Origin of the sequence: Arthrobacter gengyunqii, assembly GCF_023022985.1 — a bacterium.
GTDB classification, from domain to species: domain Bacteria; phylum Actinomycetota; class Actinomycetes; order Actinomycetales; family Micrococcaceae; genus Arthrobacter_B; species Arthrobacter_B gengyunqii.
Genome location: NZ_CP095461.1, coordinates 2,534,127 through 2,556,537, shown reverse-complemented (window position 1 = coordinate 2,556,537; position 22,411 = coordinate 2,534,127). Strand labels below are relative to the sequence as shown.

At 64.8% G+C, this 22,411-nt stretch carries 18 protein-coding genes; 11 read left to right on the top strand and 7 right to left on the bottom strand.

What is annotated here, in order from left to right; all coding sequences use genetic code 11:
* Positions 1–47 precede the first annotated feature (47 nt).
* Positions 48–524: a hypothetical protein gene (locus tag MUG94_RS11670; RefSeq protein ID WP_227906227.1), complete on the bottom strand. Its 477-nt coding sequence runs from the start codon at positions 522–524 to the stop codon at positions 48–50.
* 145 nt (positions 525–669) lie between these two features.
* On the opposite strand from MUG94_RS11670, the gene MUG94_RS11665 reads away from it, so the two are divergent.
* Positions 670–1,626: a 2-hydroxyacid dehydrogenase gene (locus MUG94_RS11665; RefSeq protein ID WP_227906226.1), complete on the top strand. Its 957-nt coding sequence runs from the start codon at positions 670–672 to the stop codon at positions 1,624–1,626.
* Between the two features lie 13 nt (positions 1,627–1,639).
* On the opposite strand, the gene MUG94_RS11660 is transcribed toward MUG94_RS11665, so the two are convergent.
* Positions 1,640–2,086: a hypothetical protein gene (locus tag MUG94_RS11660; RefSeq protein ID WP_227891888.1), complete on the bottom strand. Its 447-nt coding sequence runs from the start codon at positions 2,084–2,086 to the stop codon at positions 1,640–1,642.
* 159 nt (positions 2,087–2,245) lie between these two features.
* On the opposite strand from MUG94_RS11660, the gene ilvD reads away from it, so the two are divergent.
* The 8 genes from ilvD to metG all read left to right on the top strand — a co-directional run bounded on the left by ilvD (position 2,246) and on the right by metG (position 13,809).
* Positions 2,246–3,949 carry a dihydroxy-acid dehydratase gene (gene ilvD, locus MUG94_RS11655; protein WP_227891887.1) on the top strand — a complete coding sequence of 568 codons (1,704 nt, stop codon included), beginning with the start codon at positions 2,246–2,248 and terminating at the stop codon, positions 3,947–3,949.
* 404 nt (positions 3,950–4,353) lie between these two features.
* A complete protein-coding gene (locus MUG94_RS11650; protein WP_227906225.1) occupies positions 4,354–6,261 on the top strand; it encodes an acetolactate synthase large subunit in 1,908 nt (635 codons plus the stop codon).
* A 4-nt stretch (positions 6,262–6,265) separates the two neighbouring features.
* The gene (gene ilvN, locus MUG94_RS11645; RefSeq protein WP_227891884.1) at positions 6,266–6,781 is read left to right on the top strand and encodes an acetolactate synthase small subunit; all 516 of its coding nucleotides are present in this window, start codon (positions 6,266–6,268) and stop codon (positions 6,779–6,781) included.
* Between the two features lie 69 nt (positions 6,782–6,850).
* On the top strand, positions 6,851–7,876 hold the full coding sequence (ilvC, locus tag MUG94_RS11640; protein WP_227891883.1) for a ketol-acid reductoisomerase: 1,026 nt from the start codon (positions 6,851–6,853) through the stop codon (positions 7,874–7,876).
* Between the two features lie 207 nt (positions 7,877–8,083).
* Entirely contained in the window at positions 8,084–9,679 is a 1,596-nt protein-coding gene (serA, locus tag MUG94_RS11635) for a phosphoglycerate dehydrogenase (protein WP_227906224.1), read from the top strand.
* Positions 9,680–9,775: 96 nt separating this feature from the next.
* On the top strand, positions 9,776–10,501 hold the full coding sequence (locus MUG94_RS11630) for an ABC transporter ATP-binding protein (RefSeq protein WP_227906223.1): 726 nt from the start codon (positions 9,776–9,778) through the stop codon (positions 10,499–10,501).
* Positions 10,498–11,892, top strand: coding sequence for an FtsX-like permease family protein (locus tag MUG94_RS11625; RefSeq protein WP_227906222.1), 1,395 nt, complete (start codon positions 10,498–10,500; stop codon positions 11,890–11,892). Before MUG94_RS11630 ends, MUG94_RS11625 begins: the two co-directional genes overlap by 4 nt.
* Before the next feature lie 357 nt (positions 11,893–12,249).
* A complete protein-coding gene (gene metG / locus MUG94_RS11620) occupies positions 12,250–13,809 on the top strand; it encodes a methionine--tRNA ligase (RefSeq protein WP_227906221.1) in 1,560 nt (519 codons plus the stop codon).
* Between the two features lie 98 nt (positions 13,810–13,907).
* On the opposite strand, the gene rfbA is transcribed toward metG, so the two are convergent.
* Entirely contained in the window at positions 13,908–14,774 is an 867-nt protein-coding gene (rfbA, locus tag MUG94_RS11615) for a glucose-1-phosphate thymidylyltransferase RfbA (protein ID WP_227906220.1), read from the bottom strand.
* 53 nt (positions 14,775–14,827) lie between these two features.
* Between rfbA and rfbB the strand changes: the two genes are divergently transcribed.
* A complete protein-coding gene (gene rfbB / locus MUG94_RS11610) occupies positions 14,828–15,826 on the top strand; it encodes a dTDP-glucose 4,6-dehydratase (RefSeq protein WP_227906219.1) in 999 nt (332 codons plus the stop codon).
* A gap of 4 nt (positions 15,827–15,830) precedes the next feature.
* The gene (locus MUG94_RS11605; RefSeq protein ID WP_227906218.1) at positions 15,831–17,255 is read left to right on the top strand and encodes a sugar nucleotide-binding protein; all 1,425 of its coding nucleotides are present in this window, start codon (positions 15,831–15,833) and stop codon (positions 17,253–17,255) included.
* A 133-nt stretch (positions 17,256–17,388) separates the two neighbouring features.
* Here MUG94_RS11605 and MUG94_RS11600 read toward each other — a convergent pair whose 3' ends face one another.
* The 4 genes from MUG94_RS11600 to MUG94_RS11585 all read right to left on the bottom strand — a co-directional run bounded on the left by MUG94_RS11600 (position 17,389) and on the right by MUG94_RS11585 (position 22,362).
* Positions 17,389–17,919 carry a hypothetical protein gene (locus tag MUG94_RS11600; protein ID WP_227906217.1) on the bottom strand — a complete coding sequence of 177 codons (531 nt, stop codon included), beginning with the start codon at positions 17,917–17,919 and terminating at the stop codon, positions 17,389–17,391.
* Positions 17,920–18,041: 122 nt separating this feature from the next.
* A complete protein-coding gene (locus MUG94_RS11595; protein WP_227906216.1) occupies positions 18,042–20,540 on the bottom strand; it encodes an FtsX-like permease family protein in 2,499 nt (832 codons plus the stop codon).
* Between the two features lie 2 nt (positions 20,541–20,542).
* On the bottom strand, positions 20,543–21,307 hold the full coding sequence (locus MUG94_RS11590) for an ABC transporter ATP-binding protein (protein WP_227906215.1): 765 nt from the start codon (positions 21,305–21,307) through the stop codon (positions 20,543–20,545).
* Between the two features lie 173 nt (positions 21,308–21,480).
* Positions 21,481–22,362, bottom strand: coding sequence for a GT-D fold domain-containing protein (locus MUG94_RS11585; protein ID WP_227906214.1), 882 nt, complete (start codon positions 22,360–22,362; stop codon positions 21,481–21,483).
* Between the last annotated feature and the right edge of the window lie 49 nt (positions 22,363–22,411).

Here is a 22,411-nt window from a genome sequence, read left to right as displayed (position 1 = left end):
TGAAACATTACCAGTACTTCTTGGAAAAAGAAAAATCCGCCGGGAATTCAGGGGTTGGAGGTACCTTCTTCCGGCATCCGGTGGCTTCCGCCGCGGCCTGGCGGAACCACCAGTTCCAGCGGGCTGCCGTCCCAGTCAGACCCGTTGGTGACCATCCATGTTCGGGATGGAAGCCCCGGGGTGTTGAAAGTCCGCTCATCCGGGTTTCCCTGTTCCTGCGCAGCAGTGGCCGAAACAGTGTCCCGGGGCACCGGAGTGACAGGCAGGCTCTGCCGCCAGCCCGGAAGGGCGCTGGCAGGTGTGGCATCCGGACCGGCGCGAAGCACCGGGAGGGCGCCTGTGGCCGCGTTCCCGGAACTGATTCTCACAGGGGTGCCGGCTGGGGTGGTTGCGGGGGTCGTTCCTGCCGCCAGGCCCACCATCGGGTTATCCAGAAGCCGCCGCAGCACGGCAAAAGCGGCGCCGGCGCTCAGTCCCGCAGCAGCGGCAACAGCCGCTGAAACAAGCCGGGGTAAACGCTTCATGCCAACCACCCTTCCACCGATGCCGCGGCCGGCATGGCCCTGGCCCGCAGCACTACGCACTGGCCCGGTCTTCGACGTTACGGCGGTGCCGCAGAGGTGTCCAGAGGCCGCCGGTGAACGGGACTCCGGCGCTAGGCTGTCAGGCATGAACGACCAATTATGCCCCGTCCTGACCATGACTGTCCCCAGCGAAGATCTCCTCGAGGCATTGAAACCTTTTCCGGACGGCTTCCGCGCCGGCATCTGGGATCTGGTGGGGGAGCCCCGGGATCTGGACTACGCCGAGATTGACGCCGTCGTCCTGCCGTACGCTGCGGGCAACGACTGGCAGGAAGCCCTGGATCGGGTCCCCCGCCTCAAAATGATCCAGGCCCAGACCACCGGCTACGACGGTCTGCCCGAGCTGGCCGGCACCGGCGTTGCCGTGGCCACCGCTGCCGGGGTTCATGCGGCCGGAACCGCGGAGCTCGCGCTGACCCTGATGTTGGCCAGCCTGCGCGGAGTGGATGATGCAGTGCGCAATGCGCAGAGCGGCACCTGGGGCAGCCGGCGTTACCGCGGACTGGCGGACCGAAGGGTGCTGATGGTGGGCGTGGGCGGCATCGGAGCGGCCATCGCACGCCGTCTTGAGCCGTTCGAAGTTGACCTGACCCGTGTGGGGAGCCGGGCCCGGACCGACGAGTACGGGACGGTGCACGGACCTGAGGAGCTGGCCGGGCTCGCTGCAACAGCCGATGTCCTGGTGGTCATCACACCGCTGAACGAGCAGACGCGGCACCTCATCGGCCACGAGGTCCTGTCGGCGCTGCCGGACGGCGCGCTGGTGGTGAACGTGGCACGCGGCGCCGTCGTCGATACTGAGGCGCTCACGGCGGAGGTGTGCTCCGGCAGGCTGTCGGCAGCCCTCGACGTCGTGGATCCGGAGCCGCTGCCGGCGGACCATCCGCTGTGGAAGGCACCCAATGCGATCATCACCCCGCATGTCGGGGGAAACACGGAGGCCTTTGTGCCGCGGATCCAAAAGCTGCTCAAAGAGCAGGTCGGCAGGCTGGCCCGCGGTGAGGAGCCGATGAACCTGGTGATACGCGGGCCCTGGGCCTGAATCAGTACAGGATTCAGGCCAGCGTCAGGAAATGGTCCAGGAAGGCGCTGTAGTCCTCAAGGTCTCCGGCCTGCTCGATAATCCGGAGGTCCCCGCCGTCGCCGATTTCCGGAAGCGGAGCAGTGGCCAGCACCCGGAACCGGAAAAGGCGTCCGGTGTTCGTTCCCACTTCGTAGTCTCCTGAACGCACCTCTTCCGTGTGGGAGAGGTTGGTCGAATTGACCGCGGTGGGGGCCTCGAGGCCGGCAAGCGTCATGGGGTCGAACGGAGCGAACACCAGTTCAGCGGGGCGCCACCGGTAGCCCACCACATAGTAGGTTTCAGCACCGTCTCCGCCGGGTCCGGCGCAGACCAGGTTGTAGTCGCCGTAGTTGGGGATCTGCGATTCGAACACATGACGGAGCACAGCCTTGATGTCATCGCTGGAGGGCTGGTCACGGAACTCTGGTGCCGAAGTCATTGGCCCAGTCTATGAACAACCGCCCCGCACAATGGAAGCCCCGCACGGCAACACACGTTTGGACATCTACTTGTCACGCAACCTTCACCCGCCGTAACAAGCGGGACGCGCCTCCGTCACATGCCCCGGGGCGGCAATGGAAAGTCCTAAGATCGGAACATGAGTGTGGAGAATACCCCTGACATCAAACCCCGAAGCCGAGTAGTCACCGACGGGATCCATGCAGCCCCGGCCCGCGGCATGTTCCGGGCCGTCGGGATGGGGGACGACGACTTTGCAAAGCCGCAGATCGGCGTCGCCAGTTCCTGGAACGAGATCACCCCCTGCAACCTGTCCCTGAACCGGCTGGCCCAGGGCGCCAAGGAAGGCGTCCACGCCGGCGGCGGGTTCCCCATGCAGTTCGGCACCATCTCGGTGTCCGACGGCATTTCCATGGGCCACGAAGGCATGCACTTCTCCCTGGTGTCGCGCGAAGTCATCGCCGATTCCGTGGAAACCGTGATGATGGCCGAGCGGCTGGACGGATCGATCCTCCTGGCCGGCTGCGACAAGTCCCTGCCCGGCATGCTGATGGCTGCCGCACGGCTGGATCTCTCCAGCGTCTTCCTGTACGCCGGTTCGATCATGCCCGGCTTCGCCAAAATGGAAGACGGCACCGAGCGGGAAGTGACCCTCATTGATGCTTTCGAAGCCGTGGGTGCCTGCGCCGCCGGCAAGATGAGCCTCAAGGACCTGGACACGATCGAACGCGCCATTTGCCCGGGTGAAGGTGCCTGCGGCGGCATGTACACCGCCAACACCATGGCCTGCATCGGCGAAGCCCTGGGCATGTCCCTTCCCGGTTCCGCCGCCCCGCCCTCGGCAGACCGCCGCCGCGACGAATTTGCCCGCAAGTCCGGCGAAGCCGTGGTCAACCTGCTGCGCAAGGGCATCACCGCCCGCGACATCATGACCAAGAAGGCCTTCGAGAACGCCATTGCCGTCACCATGGCCTTCGGCGGCTCCACCAACGCTGTCCTGCACCTGCTGGCCATTGCCCGCGAAGCGCAGGTGGACCTGACGCTGGAGGACTTCAACCGCATTGGCGACCGCATTCCGCACCTGGGCGACCTGAAGCCCTTTGGCCGCTACGTGATGCACGACGTCGACAAGATCGGCGGCGTGCCGGTGATCATGAAGGCACTGCTCGACGCCGGCCTGATCCACGGCGACTGCCTCACCGTCACCGGCAAGACCGTGGCCGAGAACCTGGCGAGCATCAACCCGCCGGACCCGGACGGCAAGGTCCTGCGTGCCATGGACAACCCCATCCACAAGACCGGCGGCATCACCATCCTGCACGGTTCCATGGCTCCCGAGGGTGCCGTCGTCAAGAGCGCAGGCTTCGACGCCGACGTCTTCGAGGGCACCGCCCGCGTGTTCGAGCGGGAGCAGGGCGCACTCGATGCCCTCGACAACGGAGACATCCACGCCGGCGACGTCGTCGTCATCCGCTACGAAGGTCCCAAGGGAGGGCCGGGCATGCGCGAAATGCTCGCCATCACCGGCGCCATCAAGGGTGCCGGCCTGGGCAAGGATGTCCTGCTGCTCACTGACGGCCGGTTCTCCGGCGGCACCACCGGCCTGTGCATCGGCCACGTTGCTCCGGAAGCGGTCGACGGCGGCCCCATCGCCTTCGTGAACGACGGCGACCGCATCCGGGTGGACATCGCGGCCCGCAGTTTCGACCTGCTCGTGGACCCCGAGGAGCTCGAGGCGCGAAAGGTTGGCTGGAAGCCCCTGCCGGGCAAGTTCACCACCGGCGTCCTGGGTAAGTACACCAAGCTGGTCAACTCGGCCTCCACCGGCGCCTACTGCGGCTGAAATCTGTGGCCTCGGTTTTCCCATGAACAGCCGAGGCGGCAGGGCTTAATAAGGCTGTAAGGGCCTGAGGGGCCCCGACGACGTCCGCTCTCGGCGGGCGTCGTTGGGGAGGCCCTGTCAGCCGGGATCGGATGTCCAGATAGTGAGACGGCAGTCTCAAAAGTTTGACACCCCGCAAGGGGGCGGGAAGACTAAGGGGCATGCAGATCGTACCCGTCGTCCTTATCAAGCGCGTGGCCTAACCGCCGAGCTTGCAAGAGCGTCACGCGCGAACCCCTACGGAGCCAACCGGCACGAGGGGTTTTTTTATTGGCTTCAGACAAAGCACAAAAGCCGCCCCGGGCAAATCGTCCGGACGGCCGCCGCGACAGATCACATGAATAAGTATCCGTAAGGAAGAATTTATGAGTAAGGGATCGCCAATCAGCCCGTCGCTGATGGCCCACAAAGCCAGCGTTGCCGCCAAGACGGCCGCTGCCAAGACACGTGATGTTGCCTCTTCCGTTACAGTGCCGTCCGAAGCCGTAGACACCCGGGTACAGGGCCCCAACAACGTTGTTCCGCCCACCGAGATGACCGGTTCCAAGGCAATCGTCCGGGCGTTGGAAGAGCTGGGTGTTGAAGACATCTTCGGGCTGCCCGGCGGCGCGATCCTTCCGACCTATGACCCGCTCATGGATTCCACCAAGCTGCGGCACATCCTGGTGCGCCACGAACAGGGTGCCGGGCACGCCGCCGAAGGCTATGCCATGGTCACCGGCCGCGCCGGGGTCTGCATCGCCACGTCCGGTCCCGGAGCGACGAACCTGGTCACCGCGATCGCCGACGCGCACATGGATTCGGTTCCCATGGTGGCCATCACCGGCCAGGTTTCCAGCGCCTTCATCGGCAGCGACGCTTTCCAGGAAGCGGACATCGTGGGCATCACCATGCCCATCACGAAGCACTCCTACTTGGTCACCAACGCGGATGACATCCCCCGGGTCCTGGCCGAGGCCTTTCACATTGCCACCACGGGCCGTCCCGGACCGGTGCTGGTGGACATCTCCAAGGATGCCCAGCAGGCGAAGACCACGTTCTCCTGGCCGCCACGAATTGATCTGCCCGGCTACCGCACCGTGGTGCGCGGCCACTCCAAGCAGGTGCGCGAAGCCGCCCGCCTGATCGCAGCGTCCCACCGCCCGGTGTTCTACGTGGGCGGCGGCGTGCTGAAGGCCGATGCCTCGCCAGAACTGCTGGAGCTGGCTGAGCTGGTGGGCGCGCCCGTCGTCACCACGCTGCAGGCCCGCGGCGTCTTCCCGGACTCGCATCCGCAGCACGCGGGCATGCCCGGCATGCACGGCTCCGTCTCGGCGGTCACCGCCCTGCAGCAGTCGGACCTGCTGATCACGCTGGGCGCCCGCTTTGACGACCGCGTCACCGGTGTCCTGTCCTCGTTCGCTCCCGGGGCGAAGGTCATCCACGCGGACATCGATCCCGCCGAGATCTCCAAGAACCGGCCGGCGGACGTGCCGATCGTCGGGTCGGTCAAGGAAATCCTTCCTGAGCTGTCCGACGCCGTGCGCGCTCAGTTCGCCGTCGAGCGTCCTGACATTGCGCCCTGGTGGGAGGTCATCAACCGGCTCCGCGAGACCTACCCCATGGGTTACAGCGAACCCGAGCACGGCCACGTTGCCCCGCAGAAGGTCATCGAGCGCATCGGTGCGCTGACCGGACCGGAAGGCGTGTACGTGGCAGGCGTGGGCCAGCACCAGATGTGGGCCGCCCAGTTCATCAAATACGAGCGCCCCCGCGCCTGGCTCAACTCCGGCGGGCTCGGCACCATGGGCTACTCCGTGCCCGCAGCGATGGGCGCCAAGGTCGGCAACCCGGACCGCGTGGTCTGGGCGATCGACGGCGACGGCTGCTTCCAGATGACCAACCAGGAACTGGCCACGTGCCTGATCAACAAGATTCCGATCAAGGTTGCCATCATCAACAACTCGTCCCTGGGCATGGTGCGGCAGTGGCAGACGCTCTTCTACGAGTCCCGCTACTCCAACACGGACCTGAACACCGGCCATGACACCGTCCGGATCCCGGACTTCGTGAAGCTCGCCGATGCGTACGGCTGTGCCGGACTGCGGTGCGAGCGCGAAGAGGACATTGACGACACCATCCGCCAGGCCCTGGCGATCAATGACCGCCCCGTGGTCATTGACTTCGTGGTCAGCCGCGACTCAATGGTCTGGCCCATGGTTCCCTCCGGCGTTTCCAATGACCTGATCCAGATTGCCCGCAATATGACACCCAAATGGGAAGAGGAGGACTAGGGCCATGGCACGCCACACCCTTTCCGTACTGGTTGAAGACGTTCCCGGTGTCCTGACCCGGGTTGCGTCCCTGTTTGCCCGCCGGGCATTCAACATCAATTCTTTGGCCGTTGGCCCCTCGGAGGTGCCGGGCCTGTCCCGCATCACCGTGGTGGTCGAGGCCGAGGGTGACCTGCTGGAGCAGGTCACCAAACAACTGAACAAGCTCATCAATGTCATCAAGATTGTTGAGCTGGTTCCAGAGTCTTCCGTGCAACGCGACCACATCTTGGTCAAGGTTCGCGCGGATGCCGCAACCCGGCTGCAGGTAACCCAGGCAGCCGAGCTGTTCCGTTCTTCAGTGGTTGACGTGTCCACAGACTCGCTGATCGTTGAAGCGACAGGCACCGCCGATAAACTCAACGCACTCCTTGCAGTGCTTGAACCCTTTGGCATCCGCGAAATAGTTCAATCCGGAACGCTGGCCATCGGCCGCGGCTCCAAATCCATGGGCGACCGCGCGCATCTGCGCAGCGCCTAGGCTTTCGCCGCAGTTCCGCCCAAAACCTTTATCCAAGAACCCAGAAACAAACTTCAGTAGGAGAACACTGTGACTGACATGTATTACGACGACGACGCCGACCTGTCCATCATCCAGGGACGCACCGTCGCGGTCATCGGCTACGGAAGCCAGGGCCACGCCCACGCCCTCAGCCTGCGCGATTCCGGCGTCGACGTCCGCGTTGGCCTCAAGGAAGGCTCGAAGTCCCGCGCCAAGGCCGAAGCTGAGGGCCTGCGCGTCCTCAGCGTGGCGGACGCCGTTGCCGAAGCCGACCTCATCATGGTGCTCACCCCGGACCAGGTCCAGCGCTTCGTCTACGCCGAGGAAATCGCCCCGAACCTGCAGGCCGGCGACGCCCTGTTCTTCGGCCACGGCTTCAACATCCGCTACGGCTACATCCAGCCGCCGGCCGACGTCGACGTCGCCCTGGTTGCCCCCAAGGGTCCGGGCCACATTGTGCGCCGCGAATTCGAAGCCGGCCGCGGTGTTCCCGACCTGATCGCCGTCGAGCAGAACCCGTCCGGCAAGGCCAAGGAACTGGCGCTGTCCTACGCCAAGGCCATCGGCGGCACCCGCGCCGGCGTCATCGAGACCACCTTCACCGAAGAGACCGAAACGGACCTCTTCGGCGAGCAGGCTGTGCTCTGCGGCGGCGCCTCGCAGCTGATCCAGTACGGCTTCGAAACCCTGACCGAAGCCGGCTACAAGCCCGAGGTCGCGTACTTCGAGGTTCTGCACGAGCTGAAGCTGATTGTTGACCTGATGGTCGAAGGCGGCATCGCCAAGCAGCGCTGGAGCGTTTCGGACACCGCCGAATACGGCGACTACGTCTCCGGCCCGCGCGTCATTGACGAGAGCGTGAAGGAGAACATGAAGGCCGTCCTGGCGGACATCCAGAGCGGTGCCTTCGCCAAGCGCTTCATCGATGACCAGGACGCCGACGCACCGGAGTTCAAGGCACTGCGCCAGAAGGGTGAAGACCACCCGATCGAGGCCACCGGCCGCGAACTGCGCAAGCTCTTCTCCTGGATCAAGTCCGACGACGATTACACCGAAGGCTCCGTCTCCCGCTAGACGGATCCCCGCGACACAGGAGGCCGGTAACCTGCCGGTAACACAGGGCACACGATTGAGTGCGCCCAACAGCGAAACGATAAGCTCGCAAGAGCAAGCCGTTTCGGTAAGGAGGCCGGGCCCGGTTGAACGGGTCCGGCCTCTTTGCGCAGAAAAGGGTTTCACCAAGATCCCCACCAGAATCCACCACAGCTAAAGAGGTCACCGGTGACAGCCACCAAGCCCGTCGTACTTATTGCGGAAGAACTTTCCCCGGCCACGGTCCAGGCCCTGGGCCCGGACTTCGAGATCCGTTCCACCAACGGAGCGGACCGGTCGCAGCTGCTCTCCGCCATTGCGGACGTGGACGCCATCCTGGTGCGCTCGGCCACCCAGGTGGATGCCGAAGCCATCGCCGCCGCGAAGAACCTCAAGGTCATTGCCCGGGCCGGCGTCGGCCTGGACAACGTGGACATCAAGGCCGCCACCCAGGCCGGTGTCATGGTGGTCAACGCCCCGACGTCGAACATCATCTCCGCCGCGGAACTGACCGTCGGCCACATCCTGTCACTGGCCCGCCACATTCCCCAGGCCAGCGCAGCCCTCAAGGGCGGCGAGTGGAAGCGCTCCAAGTACTCCGGCATTGAGCTGTTCGAAAAGAAAATCGGCATCATCGGCCTGGGCCGCATCGGCGCCCTCGTGGCTGCCCGGCTGCAGGGCTTCGGCACCGAAATCCTCGCCTATGACCCGTACATCACCCCGGCCCGCGCCGCCCAGCTGAATGTTCGCCTGGTGACGCTGGACGAGCTGCTGGAGCAGGCTGACTTTGTCACCATCCACATGCCCAAGACCCCCGAGACGGTGGGGATGCTCGGCGCCGAGGCCTTCGACAAGATGAAGGACACCGCCTACGTAGTGAACGTGGCCCGCGGCGGCCTCGTGGATGAGGATGCCCTCTACACCGCGCTGACCGAGGGCAAGATCGCTGGTGCCGGCGTGGACGTCTTCGTGAAGGAACCCTCCACCGACCTGCCGTTCCAGGCCCTGGACAACGTCATTGTCACCCCTCATCTGGGCGCCTCCACCGCCGAAGCCCAGGAAAAGGCCGGCGTCTCCGTCGCCAAATCCGTCCGTCTGGCCCTGGCCGGCGAACTGGTGCCCGACGCCGTGAACGTGGCCGGCGGCATCATTGCCGAGGACGTCCGCCCGGGCATCCCGCTGATCGAAAAGCTGGGACGCATCTTCACCGCGCTCTCCTCCGATTCCGTCACCGCCATCGACATTGAGGTGGCCGGCGAGATCGCAGCGCTGGACGTCAAGGCCCTGGAACTGGCAGCACTCAAGGGCATCTTCACGGACATCGTCTCCGAGCAGGTCTCCTACGTGAACGCTCCGGTCCTGGCCGAGCAGCGCGGCATCGAGGTGCGCCTGCTCAAGACCTCCGAGGTGGTCGACTACCGCAACGTGCTGACCATCCGCGGCGCGCTGTCGGACGGAACCCAGCTGGAGGTCGCCGGCACACTGACCGGACCGAAGCAGATCGAAAAGCTCGTGGGCGTGAACGGCTACGAGGTGGAAATCCCGATCAGCGAACACCTGCTGGTCCTGATCTACACCGACCGCCCCGGCGTCATCGGCGCCCTGGGCCGGATCCTGGGCGAAAAGGACATCAACATTGCCGGCATGCAGGTGGCCCGCAATTCCGAGGGCGGCCAGGCCCTGTCCCTGCTGACGGTGGATTCCTCCGTTCCGCAGGACGTGCTGGAAACCCTGCGCACCGAAATCAGTGCCACCGTGGTTCGCGAGGTTGACCTGCAGGGCTAACCGCTGTGCCGTATCCGCCCAGGGTAGGAGGCGCCTGACACGGAGTTCATGCCGGACTCCGAGGCGCCGCCACCCTGGGCAGGAAAGCATGGAGGCATGACTGCATCCATGTCCGGTGCGCCCCTGCTGGCGGCCGAAAACCTTGTAAAGACGTACGACGGCGCGCCCGCCCTGGCCGGTGTCAGCCTCACCATCCGGCCCGGTGAGTCCCTGGCCGTCATGGGGGCCTCCGGTTCCGGAAAAACCACCCTGCTGCACTGCCTGGCCGGCATCATCCCGCCCGACGCCGGACGGGTCCGGTTGTTCCGGGACACGGCCCTGCCGATCGAGGTCACAGCCCTGAACGACGACGCCCGGTCGGCCCTGCGCCGGCGGGAGTTCGGCTTCGTGTTCCAGCAGGGGCTGCTCATACCCGAGCTCACCGCCGGGGAGAACGTGGCCCTGGCCCTCATGCTTGACGGCACGGCCCGCCGGCAGGCGGAACAAGCTGCAGCCGGCGCATTGGCCGCCCTGGGACTGTCCGGCATGGAGGAACGGCGGATCGGTGAGCTTTCCGGGGGACAGGGGCAGCGGGTAGCCATTGCCCGGGCACAGGTCACCGGCGCCCGGATGCTGTTCGCTGACGAACCCACGGGCGCCCTGGATTCCCGCACCTCGGCAGAAGTCATGGGGCAGCTGCTGCAAACGGTGCAGGGAACCGGTCGGGCCCTGGTGGTTGTCACCCATGATGCCGACGTTGCCCGCTGGTGCGGCCGGATCATCACCCTGGCTGACGGCGTCGTGGTGGCGGACACCGCCGGCGCCGCGGGAATCCGCCGATGAACGCCGCTGCCTCCGCCCTGGTCCGTGCGGTGGATTCCTCTCCGCTTGCCGTTCCGCTGCGCATCGCCTGGCTCCTGAACCGCCCCGGCGCCGCCGGGCGGACAGCGGCTCTGCTGCCAGCGGCGTCGTTCGCCGTGGTCACCACCCTGCTGTTGACGGTCCTCGCCGGCGCCCTGTCCTTCCTGCAGTGGGGAGACGAGGAAGGCGACCTCTACCTGCTGCTGGCGTGCTTTGCGCTCATCCTCCTGGTGCTGCCCCTGATCAGCCTCGGCGGATCGGCCGCACGCCTCTCCGCCCGCCGCCGCGACGAACACCTCTCGACGCTGTGCCTGCTCGGGGCTTCCGCCAAGACGGTCCGCCGGGTGACGGTCCTGGAGGCCAGTGCCCAGGCGTTCGCCGGAACCCTGGCCGGCGCGGCCGGTTATCTGGTGCTCGCGCCGTTTGTCCAGTTGATTCATTTCCGCGGTGCGGCGCTGGGGGCTGCCTACTGGCTGCACCCGGTGGCCGGTGCCGCAACGGTGCTGGCGGTGGTGCTCCTGGCGGCGGTCAGCTCCGCCGTCGGCCTGCGCCGGGTGACGATTTCGCCGCTGGGCGTCCGCACCCGTGCCGTTCCGCAAAAGGTCCGGGGGCGCCGGGCCGTCGCAGCGGTGATCATCATCGCCGGCAGTGTCCTCGCCCTGATGACCCCCATCGCTGTGGCTGCCCTAGCCCTGGCCGTCCTGTTCGGTGCCTTTGCCGCCGGGCTGGCGGTGCTGAACCTGGTGGGGCCGTGGCTGGTGGCTGTCTCGGCCCGCCGTCGGCTGCGCCGGGCGGCAACGCCGCAGGCCCTGCTTGCCGCCCGGATTGTGCTGGACGCGCCCAAAGCGGCCTGGCGGCAGGTCAGCGCGCTGTCCATGGTGTGTTTCACCGCCGTCGTTGCCGGAGCCGGTGCCTCGGTCCTGCAAGGCGTGCAGGCAGAGGGATCCGAGGATTTCCTGCCCGGGGACGTGATGACGGGTGTTCTGATTACCGTGGTTGCCGGATTCCTCATGGTCGCCTGCTCGGCCGGCATCAATCAGGCCGCCACCGTGCTGGACCGTGCCGACCTGTACCGGAGCCTGGACCGGATGGGAATGCCGCGCGGAGTCATCGACGGTGCCCGCATCGCGGCGGTCATGCAGCCGCTTCTGCTGGTGAGCGTGGTGTCCACGGCAGTGCCTGCACTGCTGCTCTTCCCGCTCACCGGAGCCGCGGTGCTGTTCGCGCCGGTGTCCATGATCTTCCTGGCGGTGTCGGTTGCTGCCGGGGTGGCGCTGGTGCGTGCAGGACTCGCGGCGACGGGCCCGGTCCTGACGGGTGTATTGGAAGCCGGCTCCGGCCCCCGGGGACAAACACAGCTCCCGTTACGCTGAACCCAAACCGGTGTTCCGCTGCGCGCGTTTGCCCTGGTCTCATCGTCCGGTGGCGGGAGCAGCGTCGGAGGGCTCGAGCCGGGTGCCGCTCTGATCTATGCAAGCGGTGCCGCGCTGGCGGGACTTGCGGTATTTCTTCCCGTCCGTCCATCAGCACTTCGGCTCCGTGCCGTCATTTGGGGGCTTCCGGTGCTTCTGGTGATCATCCTGCTCGGGGTGCTGCTGGGTCTGGGCTACCTTGCCCGGTTCGACACGGCTGAATACGCAACACGTGCAGAACGGCGGGCTCCGCGGGGAGAGCACGGCTCTGATGGGGCCGAAGCGACAAGCGCAGGCCAAACAGGGTAATTTTCTTATGTGACTTCTTCCGATTCCCAGACCCCGTTCTACATCACCACGGCCATCTCCTATCCCAACGGAGTGCCCCATATCGGCCATGCCTACGAGGCCATCGCCACCGACGCCATGGCCCGCTTCAAGCGCCTGGACGGTTACGACGTCTTCTTCATGACCGGCACCGATGAGCACGGCCTGAAGATGCAGCAGTCGGCGGACAAGGAAGGCATCACCGCCAAAGAACTGGCGGACCGCAACTCGGCGGCTTTCCAGCAGATGAGCCGGGACCTGAACATTTCCCATGACCGCTTCATCCGCACCACGGACAAGGACCACTACGCCGCGGCGCAGGCCATCTGGAAGCGGATGGAGGAGAAGGGCGACATCTACCTCTCCAAGTACGCCGGCTGGTACTCGGTCCGGGATGAGGCCTATTACACCGACGACGAAACCGAAGTCCGCGAAGACGGCATCCGGTATTCGAAGGAGACGGACACCGAGGTGACGTGGACCGAGGAGGAAAGCTACTTCTTCCGCCTCTCCGCGTACCAGGACAAGCTGCTGGCACTCTATGAGGCCCAGCCGACCTTCGCCGCGCCGCAGTCCAAGTTCAACGAGGTCATCAGCTTCGTCAAGGGCGGACTCGAGGACCTGTCGATTTCCCGCACCACCTTCGACTGGGGCGTTCCGGTTCCGGGCAACCCGGAGCACGTGATGTACGTGTGGGTGGATGCCCTCACCAACTACCTCACCGGCGTCGGCTTCCCCGACACCGAGTCGGAGTCCTTTCAGAAGTACTGGCCGGCTGACGTCCATGTCATCGGCAAGGACATCTCCCGCTTCCACGCCATCTTCTGGCCCGCGTTCCTGATGTCCGCGGATCTGGAACTGCCCAAGCGCGTGATGATCCACGGGTTCCTGCACAACAAGGGCGTGAAGATGTCCAAGTCCCTGGGCAACGTGGTGGCGCCCAAGGAGTGGGCGGACCAGTACGGCCTGGACTCCGTGCGGTTCTTCCTGCTGCGTGAGGTGCCCTTCGGCGGCGACGGCTCCTACAGCCACGAGGCCGTGGTGGGCCGGATGAACTCGGATCTGGCCAACAACCTGGGCAACCTGGCCCAGCGCTCGCTGTCCATGGTGGCCAAGAACTGCGGCGCCGCAGTTCCTCAGCCGGGAGAATTCACCGACGAGGACAAGGCCATCCTGGCCGCCGCCGGCGAACTCCTGGAGATCTCCCGCAAGGCCTACGACGTTCAGGACTTCCACGGTGCGCTCGAAGCCACCTGGAAGGTCCTCGGCGACACCAACGCCTACTTCGCCGAGCAGGCACCCTGGGTGCTGCGGAAGACCGACGTCGAGCGCATGAACACCGTGCTCTACGTGACGCTGGAGGTGCTGCGTATTGTGGCCATCCTGATCCAGCCGGTGATGCCGGACAGTGCCGCCAAGCTGCTGACGGTCTTGGGCCAGGACGACGACGCCGCCCGCCGGTTCAGCGCGATCGGCACCCCGCTGGTGCCGGGCACTCCGTTGCCGGCTCCGGCACCGATCTTCCCGAAGTACGAGGAACCCGCAGAGTAGCAGGATCGGGGGTTTCCAGCCTTCTTCCTCAAAACAAAAGGTGCTCCTCTGGAATTTCAGAGGAGCACCTTTTGTACATCGCCGTTATTCGGGGGCGGTCACCGTTGGTTCAGCAGCTCCAGGAGATACTGTCCGTAACCGCTTTTTATCAAGGGAACTGCACGCGCGCGAAGTTCCTCATCGTTGATATTGCCCATCCGCCATGAAATCTCTTCCGGGCAGCCGACAGACAATCCCTGACGTTTCTGGACAGTGCGAATAAACTCTGACGCTTCATTTAGCGACTCAAATGTTCCGGTGTCAAGCCACGCCGTGCCGCGGGGAAGGATCTCAACCTGCAGCTTTCCCTTGTCCATGTACACGCGATTCAAATCTGTAATTTCGAGTTCGCCGCGTGGGGAAGGTTCGAGATTCCGGGCGATTTCCACGACATCATTGTCGTAAAAATACAAGCCGGGAACGGCGTAGTGGCTCTTCGGCTGCGCCGGTTTTTCTTCCAAGGAGATGGCGTTTCCCGAAGAGTCGAATTCGACCACTCCATAGGCTGTCGGGTCAGCAACCCAGTAACCAAAGACCGCAGCACCATCAATGTCGGTAAACCGCCGAAGCTGGGTACCCATTCCGGTGCCGTAGAAAATGTTGTCACCCAGTACCAGGGCGACAGGACCGTTGCCGATATGCTCTTCCCCAAGCAGGAAAGCCTGCGCCAACCCATCGGGGGAGGCCTGTTGCTTGTAGGTGATGTTGATGCCGAACTGGCTGCCGTCACCAAGCAACCTTACAAATTGGTCGGCGTCATGCGGGGTTGTGATAATCAACACATCTTTGATCCCCGCCAGGATCAGCGTGGACAACGGATAGTAGATCATTGGCTTGTCATAGACTGGCACCAGTTGTTTGCTGACACCGAGGGTAATCGGATGAAGTCTCGAGCCGGTACCGCCGGCTAAAATAATTCCGCGCATCCTGGAATTATCGCCGGTAAAATGTTTCGCACCAAATTGGTAGGGTTAAAATCATGCAGAAACTTCTGGTTACCGGCGGAGCCGGTTTTATTGGCTCGAACTTTGTCCATTACGTCCTGGAGCACACCGATGCGCAGGTTACGGTGCTGGACAAGCTCACGTATGCCGGCAACCGTGCCTCCCTGCAGGGCCTGGACCCGGCACGGTTCACCCTGGTCGTGGGCGATATCTGCGACGCCGCCATGGTGGATCCGCTGGTGGCTGAGGCCGACGTCGTGGTGCACTACGCCGCTGAGTCCCACAACGACAATTCGCTGCATGACCCGCGCCCGTTCCTGGACACCAACATCATCGGCACCTACACGCTGATCGAAGCGGCACGCAAGCACGGCACCCGGTTCCACCACATCTCCACGGACGAGGTCTACGGCGACCTGGAACTGGATGACCCGGCACGGTTCACTGAAGCCACCCCGTACAACCCCTCCAGCCCGTATTCCTCCACGAAGGCCGGCTCGGACCTTCTGGTGCGCGCCTGGGTGCGGTCCTTCGGGCTGCAGGCCACCATCAGCAACTGCTCCAACAACTACGGCCCGTACCAGCATGTGGAAAAGTTCATTCCGCGGCAGATCACCAACGTGATCGACGGCGTGCGGCCCAAGCTCTACGGTGCCGGGGAGAATGTGCGGGACTGGATCCACGCCAACGACCATTCCTCGGCCGTGCTGACCATCATTGAAAAGGGCGAGATCGGCCAGACCTACCTGATCGGCGCTGACGGGGAGAAGAACAACAAGGAAGTCGTGGAACTGATCCTGACGCACATGGGGCTGCCCGCGGACGCCTATGACCAGGTCATCGACCGTCCCGGCCACGACCTGCGCTACGCCATTGATTCCTCCAAGCTGCGCTCCGAGCTGGGCTGGGCGCCGCAGTTCTCCAACTTCGAGCAGGGACTGGCCGATACCATTGCCTGGTACCGGGAACATGAGGAATGGTGGCGCCCCCAGAAGGACGCCACCGAAGCCAAGTACAAGGTCCAGGGCCAGTAACGCCATGACCGTAGAATTCTCCAAGCCCTTGGCTGCCCGTCCCACGCCCATTCCCGGCGTCGTCCTGTATGACCTTCCGGTCCACGGCGACAACCGCGGCTGGTTCAAGGAAAACTGGCAGCGGGAAAAGATGCTTGCGCTGGGGCTGCCGGACTTCGGGCCGGTGCAGAACAACATTTCCTTCAACGAGAAGGCCGGCACCACCCGCGGTATCCACGCCGAGCCGTGGGACAAGTACATTTCCGTGGCCACGGGCCGGATCTTCGGGGCGTGGGTGGATCTGCGCGAGGGCCCGTCCTTCGGCACGGTCTTCACCGCCGAGATGGGCCCGGACACGGCCATCTTCATCCCGCGCGGGGTGGGCAACGCCTTCCAGACCCTGGAGGACAACACCGCCTACACGTATCTGGTCAATGACCACTGGAGCGCCGATGCCCAGGGGCAGTACACGTTCCTGAACCTCGCTGACGAGACCGCGGCCATCCAGTGGCCGATCCCGCTGGAAAAGGCGGAGCTCTCGGACAAGGACAAGGCCCATCCGCGGCTGGCGGATGTGGTGCCGATGCCGCCGAAGAAGATCCTGGTCCTGGGCGCTGACGGGCAGCTGGGCAAGGCCCTGCGCGCTGAGTACGACGGCGCCGGAAACGTTGAGTTCGCTGCCCGCACCGACTTTGACCTCACTGATCCGGCGTCCTTCGCGTCACGGAACTGGAAGAACTACTCAGCGGTCATTAACGCTGCGGCGTACACGGCCGTGGATGCTGCTGAAACGCCGGAGGGCAGGACTGCGGCCTGGGCCATCAACGCCGGTGCGGCTGTGCAGCTGGCGCGGGCCGCCGTCGCACACCGGTTCACGCTGGTCCATGTATCGTCCGACTATGTCTTTGACGGCACGGCGGATGTGCATGCGGAAGATGAGCCGTTTTCCCCATTGGGCGTGTACGGGCAGTCCAAGGCTGCCGGGGACGCCGTGGTGGGGGCCGTGCCGGCGCACTACATCGTGCGCACGTCCTGGGTGATCGGGGACGGCAGCAACTTCGTGAAGACCATGGCCTCACTGGCCGCCCGGGGGATCGCCCCGTCGGTGGTGGATGACCAGATCGGCCGGCTGACGTTCACCGAGGATCTGGCCGCGGGTATCCGGTATCTGCTGGAATCCGGTGTCCCGTACGGTACGTACAACCTCACGAACACCGGGCCCGAGGCTTCGTGGGCTGAGATCGCCCGCGATGTGTTCCGCCTCTGCGGCGCTTCGCCGGAGTCCGTCACGGGCGTGTCCACGGCGGAGTACTTCGCGGGCAAGGAGGGCGTGGCTCCGCGGCCGCTGCGCTCCACCCTGGACCTGGGCAAGCTTGAGGCGGCCGGCTTTGTGCCCGAATCCGCGGACAAGCGGCTGGAATCCTACATCCGCCGCCTGGGCGAAAACTAAAGGACGTCGACTGAAGAAAGTGCCCTTCTGAACGCTCAGAAGGGCACTTTCTGCTATTTCGCGGGCTCTTGGGAGAAACGGGGCTCTTGGCGGCACCCGGGTTCTAAGGGGAGAGGGAGGGGCGGGAGGGGTATTACGACCCGGCGCGGACCTGGCCGGTCAGGAATCGCTCCGGAGCCGTTTCCTCCATTACCCTGGCCACAGCATCCTGCTGCCGTCCGGCCATGTCGATCATTTCCTGGAGCCGGGACGGATTGAACCGCCGGTCGTGCGCGGACAGTGCCAGCAGGGTCCGCCACAGGCACTCCTTGGCCCGGACAATGGACTGCAGGGTTTCCAGTTCAAACTGGCCCGTGGTGCCGCCTCCCGTGCTGAGCGGATTGATCGGCCCCAGCTTTCCGGTGACGGCGCCGGCCATCGCCAGGGCCTTCTTGAATTTGCTCCGCCGGTATCCGAGCGCCAGGATCAATTGCTCCAGTTCGTCCCGTTCCCCGGCGATTTCGGATTCCAGGTCAGCGAAGGTCTGCTCGTACTCGGAGCCCTCCCAGGTCCGGCGGGCCGCACCGAAGAGCCGCACACCGGTTTCCGCGCCCAGCAGATGGTCATCCAGATATGCGGACAGGGATGCGTGCCGGGGTTTCCAGCCGGATTCGGGGTTGGACATCGCGTACTCCTTCGACTCGAGCTGATCAGGTTGCTTACTATCCTGTCAGATCACCCTGACGGCCGCGAGTTCCCGGGCCGGAGTCAGCCGTACCGGCTGGCCAGGGAACTCGCGGCTGCGTGTTAATCTGCGGCCAGCCCGGCCACCGGGGACAGGCGGGCAGCACGGCGGGCCGGAAGGACCGACGCTGCCAGTCCGGCCAACACTGCCACGGCCAGGACGCCGAGCAGCTGCAGCCACGGGAGTGAGAGCGCCACGGAGGCAAAGGAACCCAGCGCGGACTGTGCTCCGAGCCAGCCGTACACCGACCCCAGCACGCTGCCCATCAGTGCCGCGACCCCTGCAATGAGGACGGCTTCCAGCGCCAGCATGCCGCGCAGCTGTCCGCGGGTCAGGCCCAGTGCCCGCAGCAGCGAGGATTCGCGGGTACGTTCCAGGACGGACAGGGACAGCGTGTTGGCCACACCCACCAGGGCAATCACCACGGCGACGCCCAGCAGGCCGGTGACCACCATCAGCAGGACATTGATGACCTGTTCGTAGGCGGCGCGCTCAATCGCGGAACCGTTCACGGTGTACTCCTCCACGTCCAGCCTTTCGGCCAGATCGGCGCGCAGGTCGATCAGGGCACCGGTGGTCAAACCGTCCTCCACGGACAGCCAGATCTGCGGCATCGGAACGTAGTCCGCGGAATCGGCCACCGGTGCGGGGCCGCCCAGGGCCGCGGCCGTGTCGGCCGTGATCAGCGGACGCAGCATTTTGTCCTCCGAGACCAAGACCTTCAGCTCCACGCTGGAGGTGGCCCCGGCAACCGTCAGGGTCTCGTCCTTGATGCCCTGCGGCATCAGGATGGTGTCATCCGCCAGGACCAGGTTGGAATCCTGCAGGACCTTTGCCGCGTCGGCAGGGTCCAGCGCGTAGACGTCGTACGCCCCCCAGTCCTTTGTATCGGTGGTTCCTGCCACAGGTACCAGGACGGCGTCCTGCACTCCGTCCACGGCACGGGCGGTATCCGCATCGGCTGCGGTAAACGGACGGTCCTGGCCGGAGACGCTCACATCCACCGGGAACTCCCCGGCCAGCATACTGTCCAGGGAAGTCCGTACGGTTGCGGCTCCGGTCATCATCATGGTCACCAGAGTGACGCCGATCAGCAGGGCGGACGCCGTGGCCGAGGTGCGCTGGGGATTCCGGACGGCGTTGACAGCAGCGAGTTTTCCGGGCACACCCAGCGGTGCGGCCAGCGAACCAACGGTCCGCACCAGCGACGGAACAAACAGGGTGGCGCACATCAGCACGCCCACGAAGCTGAGGATGCCGCCGGGAAGCGCCACCAGCAGATCCGCGGACATCGCGCCGGCTGCCAGGAGGGCAGCACCGCCGGCCAGCAGCACCAGCCCGGCGATCAGGCGGACCCGGCCGCGTTTTGTTCCGGCCCGCACGTCTTCGGCAGGCCGCAGGGCAGCCAGCGGGGCAACCGCGGTGGCGGCACGGGCCGGAACCAGTGCGGCCAGAACGGTCAGCAGGACGCCGACCACCAGCCCAACGACAACCGACACAGGGGAGACCGCCAGCGTGGCGAAGCCGCTTTCGGGAATGGTCTGCAGGTAGGCGATGATGCCGCCCACCAGGGCCACGGCGGCCACGACACCGGCAACTGATGCCACGATGCCCACGATCAGGGCTTCCACGAGGACGGAGCGGCGGATCTGGGAACGTTCCGCACCAATGCAGCGCAGCAGGGCGAGTTCCCGGGTGCGCTGGGCCACCAGTACGGAGAAGGTGTTGGAGACCACCAGGGCGCAGACCAGCACGGCCACGGCCGCGAAGGCCAGCAGGATGAGGGTCAGGGCGTCGTCTCCGCCGGTGTACATGGCGACGACGGCGTCGGTCTGTTCCGGGGCGGTGCGGACAACAACCTCGTCCATGCCGGCGCCTGAAAGCTCCTGCTCCACGGTGGCCCGTACCTCGTCCGCCTTGGCATCGCCGGCCAGTGCCAGCTGGATGGTGTCGAACCCGTCTTCGGTGTTGGCGAACAACGCCGCGGTGGCACCGGTTGCATACAGCTGGGGAGTGCCCATACTGCTCGGATCGCTGGAGGGTGCAACCAGGGCAGTGACGGTCAGCTCTGCCGCAGCTTCGTCCGCGCCGCCGGTGAGGCTCAGCACCGAGCCTTTCGAGAGGCCCTGCCGCTCTGCGGTGTCACTGTCCACGGCAACTTCGCCGTCGGAAGAAGGCAGCGAACCGTCGATGACGTCCCCGGGGAAGAGAGGCGTGTACTCGGGGATGCTGTCCAGCTGGGCGAACACGGTGTCCCGGCCCGTACCAAATTGTGCGTACCCCTGTTGAACGGCGTAGCTGGCCTCCACCCCGGGAAGGCCGCGGACGACGTCGAGGGTGTCTTCGTTCAGCACCACCGGGTCGGCGCGGTACATGTCGCCGTTAAGGATCAGATCCGCGTTCCGGAACCCCTCGCCCACGCTCTGGGTCAGCGAGGCCTTGGACGAGGAGTTGATGACCAGCGTGGCGGTCAGGAATCCGACGGCGATCATCACGGCAAGTGAGACGGCGATGAACCGGCGGGCGTTGAGGCGCACCTGCGCCAGGGCTACCTGCAGCATGCTCAGGCTCCCAGTTTGGTCAGGGCTGCGAGCACGGTCTCCGGCGTCGGGTTGGCCAGTTCGCCCACCAGCGCGCCGTCGTTCATCAGGACCACACGGTCGGCGTAGGAAGCGGCCACCGGATCGTGGGTGACCATGATGATGCTCTGGCCCATTTCCCGGGTGGAGCGGCGCAGCAGGGAGAGTACCTCGGCGCCGGACTTCGAATCCAGGTTGCCGGTGGGCTCGTCACCGAAGACCACGTGCGGGCGGGTCAGCAGGGCGCGGGCGACGGCGACGCGCTGCTGCTGGCCGCCGGAGAGCTCGTGGGGGCGGTGCTTGAGCCGGCCAGTGAGTCCGAGGGTCTCCGTGATGTAATCCAGCCAGGCCCGGTCAACTGTGCCGTTGGCCAGGGCCACGGGCAGCGTGATGTTCTGTTCGGCCGTGAGGGTGGGCACCAGGTTGAAGGACTGGAACACAAAGCCCACGCTGTCGCGGCGCAGGCGGGTCAGCTCGGCGTCCTTCAGGGAGGTGATCTCCGTGTCCCCGATCCAGATCCTGCCCGAGTCCGCCGTGTCCAGTCCCGCGAGGCAGTGCATGAGGGTGGATTTGCCGGATCCGGACGGTCCCATGATGGCGGTGAAGGTGCCGGCGTCAAAGGTGACGTCAACGTTGGCCAGCGCGTGGACGGCGGTGTCGCCGGAGCCATAGGTCTTGTTCAGGGACCGTGCGGCAGCGGCGGCCGTGGTGCCGCCGGGCACGGAAGATTTCTCAGTAAGGGTTGTCATACCCACTACGTTATGCTTCGGCCGGCTGCCGGAGCATCGGAGGAGGGGCTGGTATCCGGCAGGAACTTCTCATACCCTGGGCGGACGGGGACCGGTCAGCCGAAGTATGGTTTCTGGTACAAAAGCCAGCCATCGCGAAGCCGATGTCGGTCCTACTTCCTGTTAGCCATACGCTAAGGCTTAGCGATGATCTCAAGAGGCCGAAACATTCCTCTGTGCGGGGTGCGCTCCAAGGCTCCTTGCGCCGGCGCTGAACCCAGGAAAATCCCAGGCCATCGCGACTCCCCAGCCAAGACTGCTTTACCGTCTTTAATCGCTTGCTTACCTTCTCGGGTTGGTACGTCCGCCCAATAGTCGAAAACGCTACCGATGTCTATGGCGAATCCGCCTCGTCCTTTGATGATGGAACAGTATTCTTTACCCAGAATGCCGGCACCAACCAAGTACAGGTGGCAGCGTCCCTCCGGGCGCAATTCGTTTTTTATTCGGTTGTACACATCAGGGTAGTGCTGCTCTTGGTTTTCGCCGTTATCGGATAAGCGGTACTGTCGCTCAACGGGAATCAAGTGCTGATTCACCTTTAGGTGCGGGTATGTTCTTTTGAATTCATCGAGGATGTCCCTTCCCGTTACGAGCGTCACTCGCTGCGCCACACGCAGAAGCCTATCCAGAGCGCCGGAACTCTGCAGAAAGATGTGCACGCTGGGGTGGCAAGCCGTCATTGGTTGCAATTCGGCTTGTTCCAGGTGTTCTTCATGAACCAAGCACAGCTCATTCGGCTCGTAGGAGTCATACATTCCCACTATGTCAGCGGAATCCACAGCTTCGGTCATGCCAGAACGAACCGCGCTGATTTCCTCGTCGGTATACGCCCGGTCAGACATCGCCCGACGGAAAACATGCTGGATGCGAGTGTCATCAACATCGTGAGGAAACTTCAGGACAGACAATTCACCGTCGCCGACACGAACAAGAGAAAAAGGAGCTTTTGCCTCCCACTTTTCCCTAATGAGTGACTCAACATCGTGGAGGCGGATGAAATTTGCAATCGACATTCTACAATCCTATAGGCACATGCCCGTCCAGGTCGCCAACGATCCGATA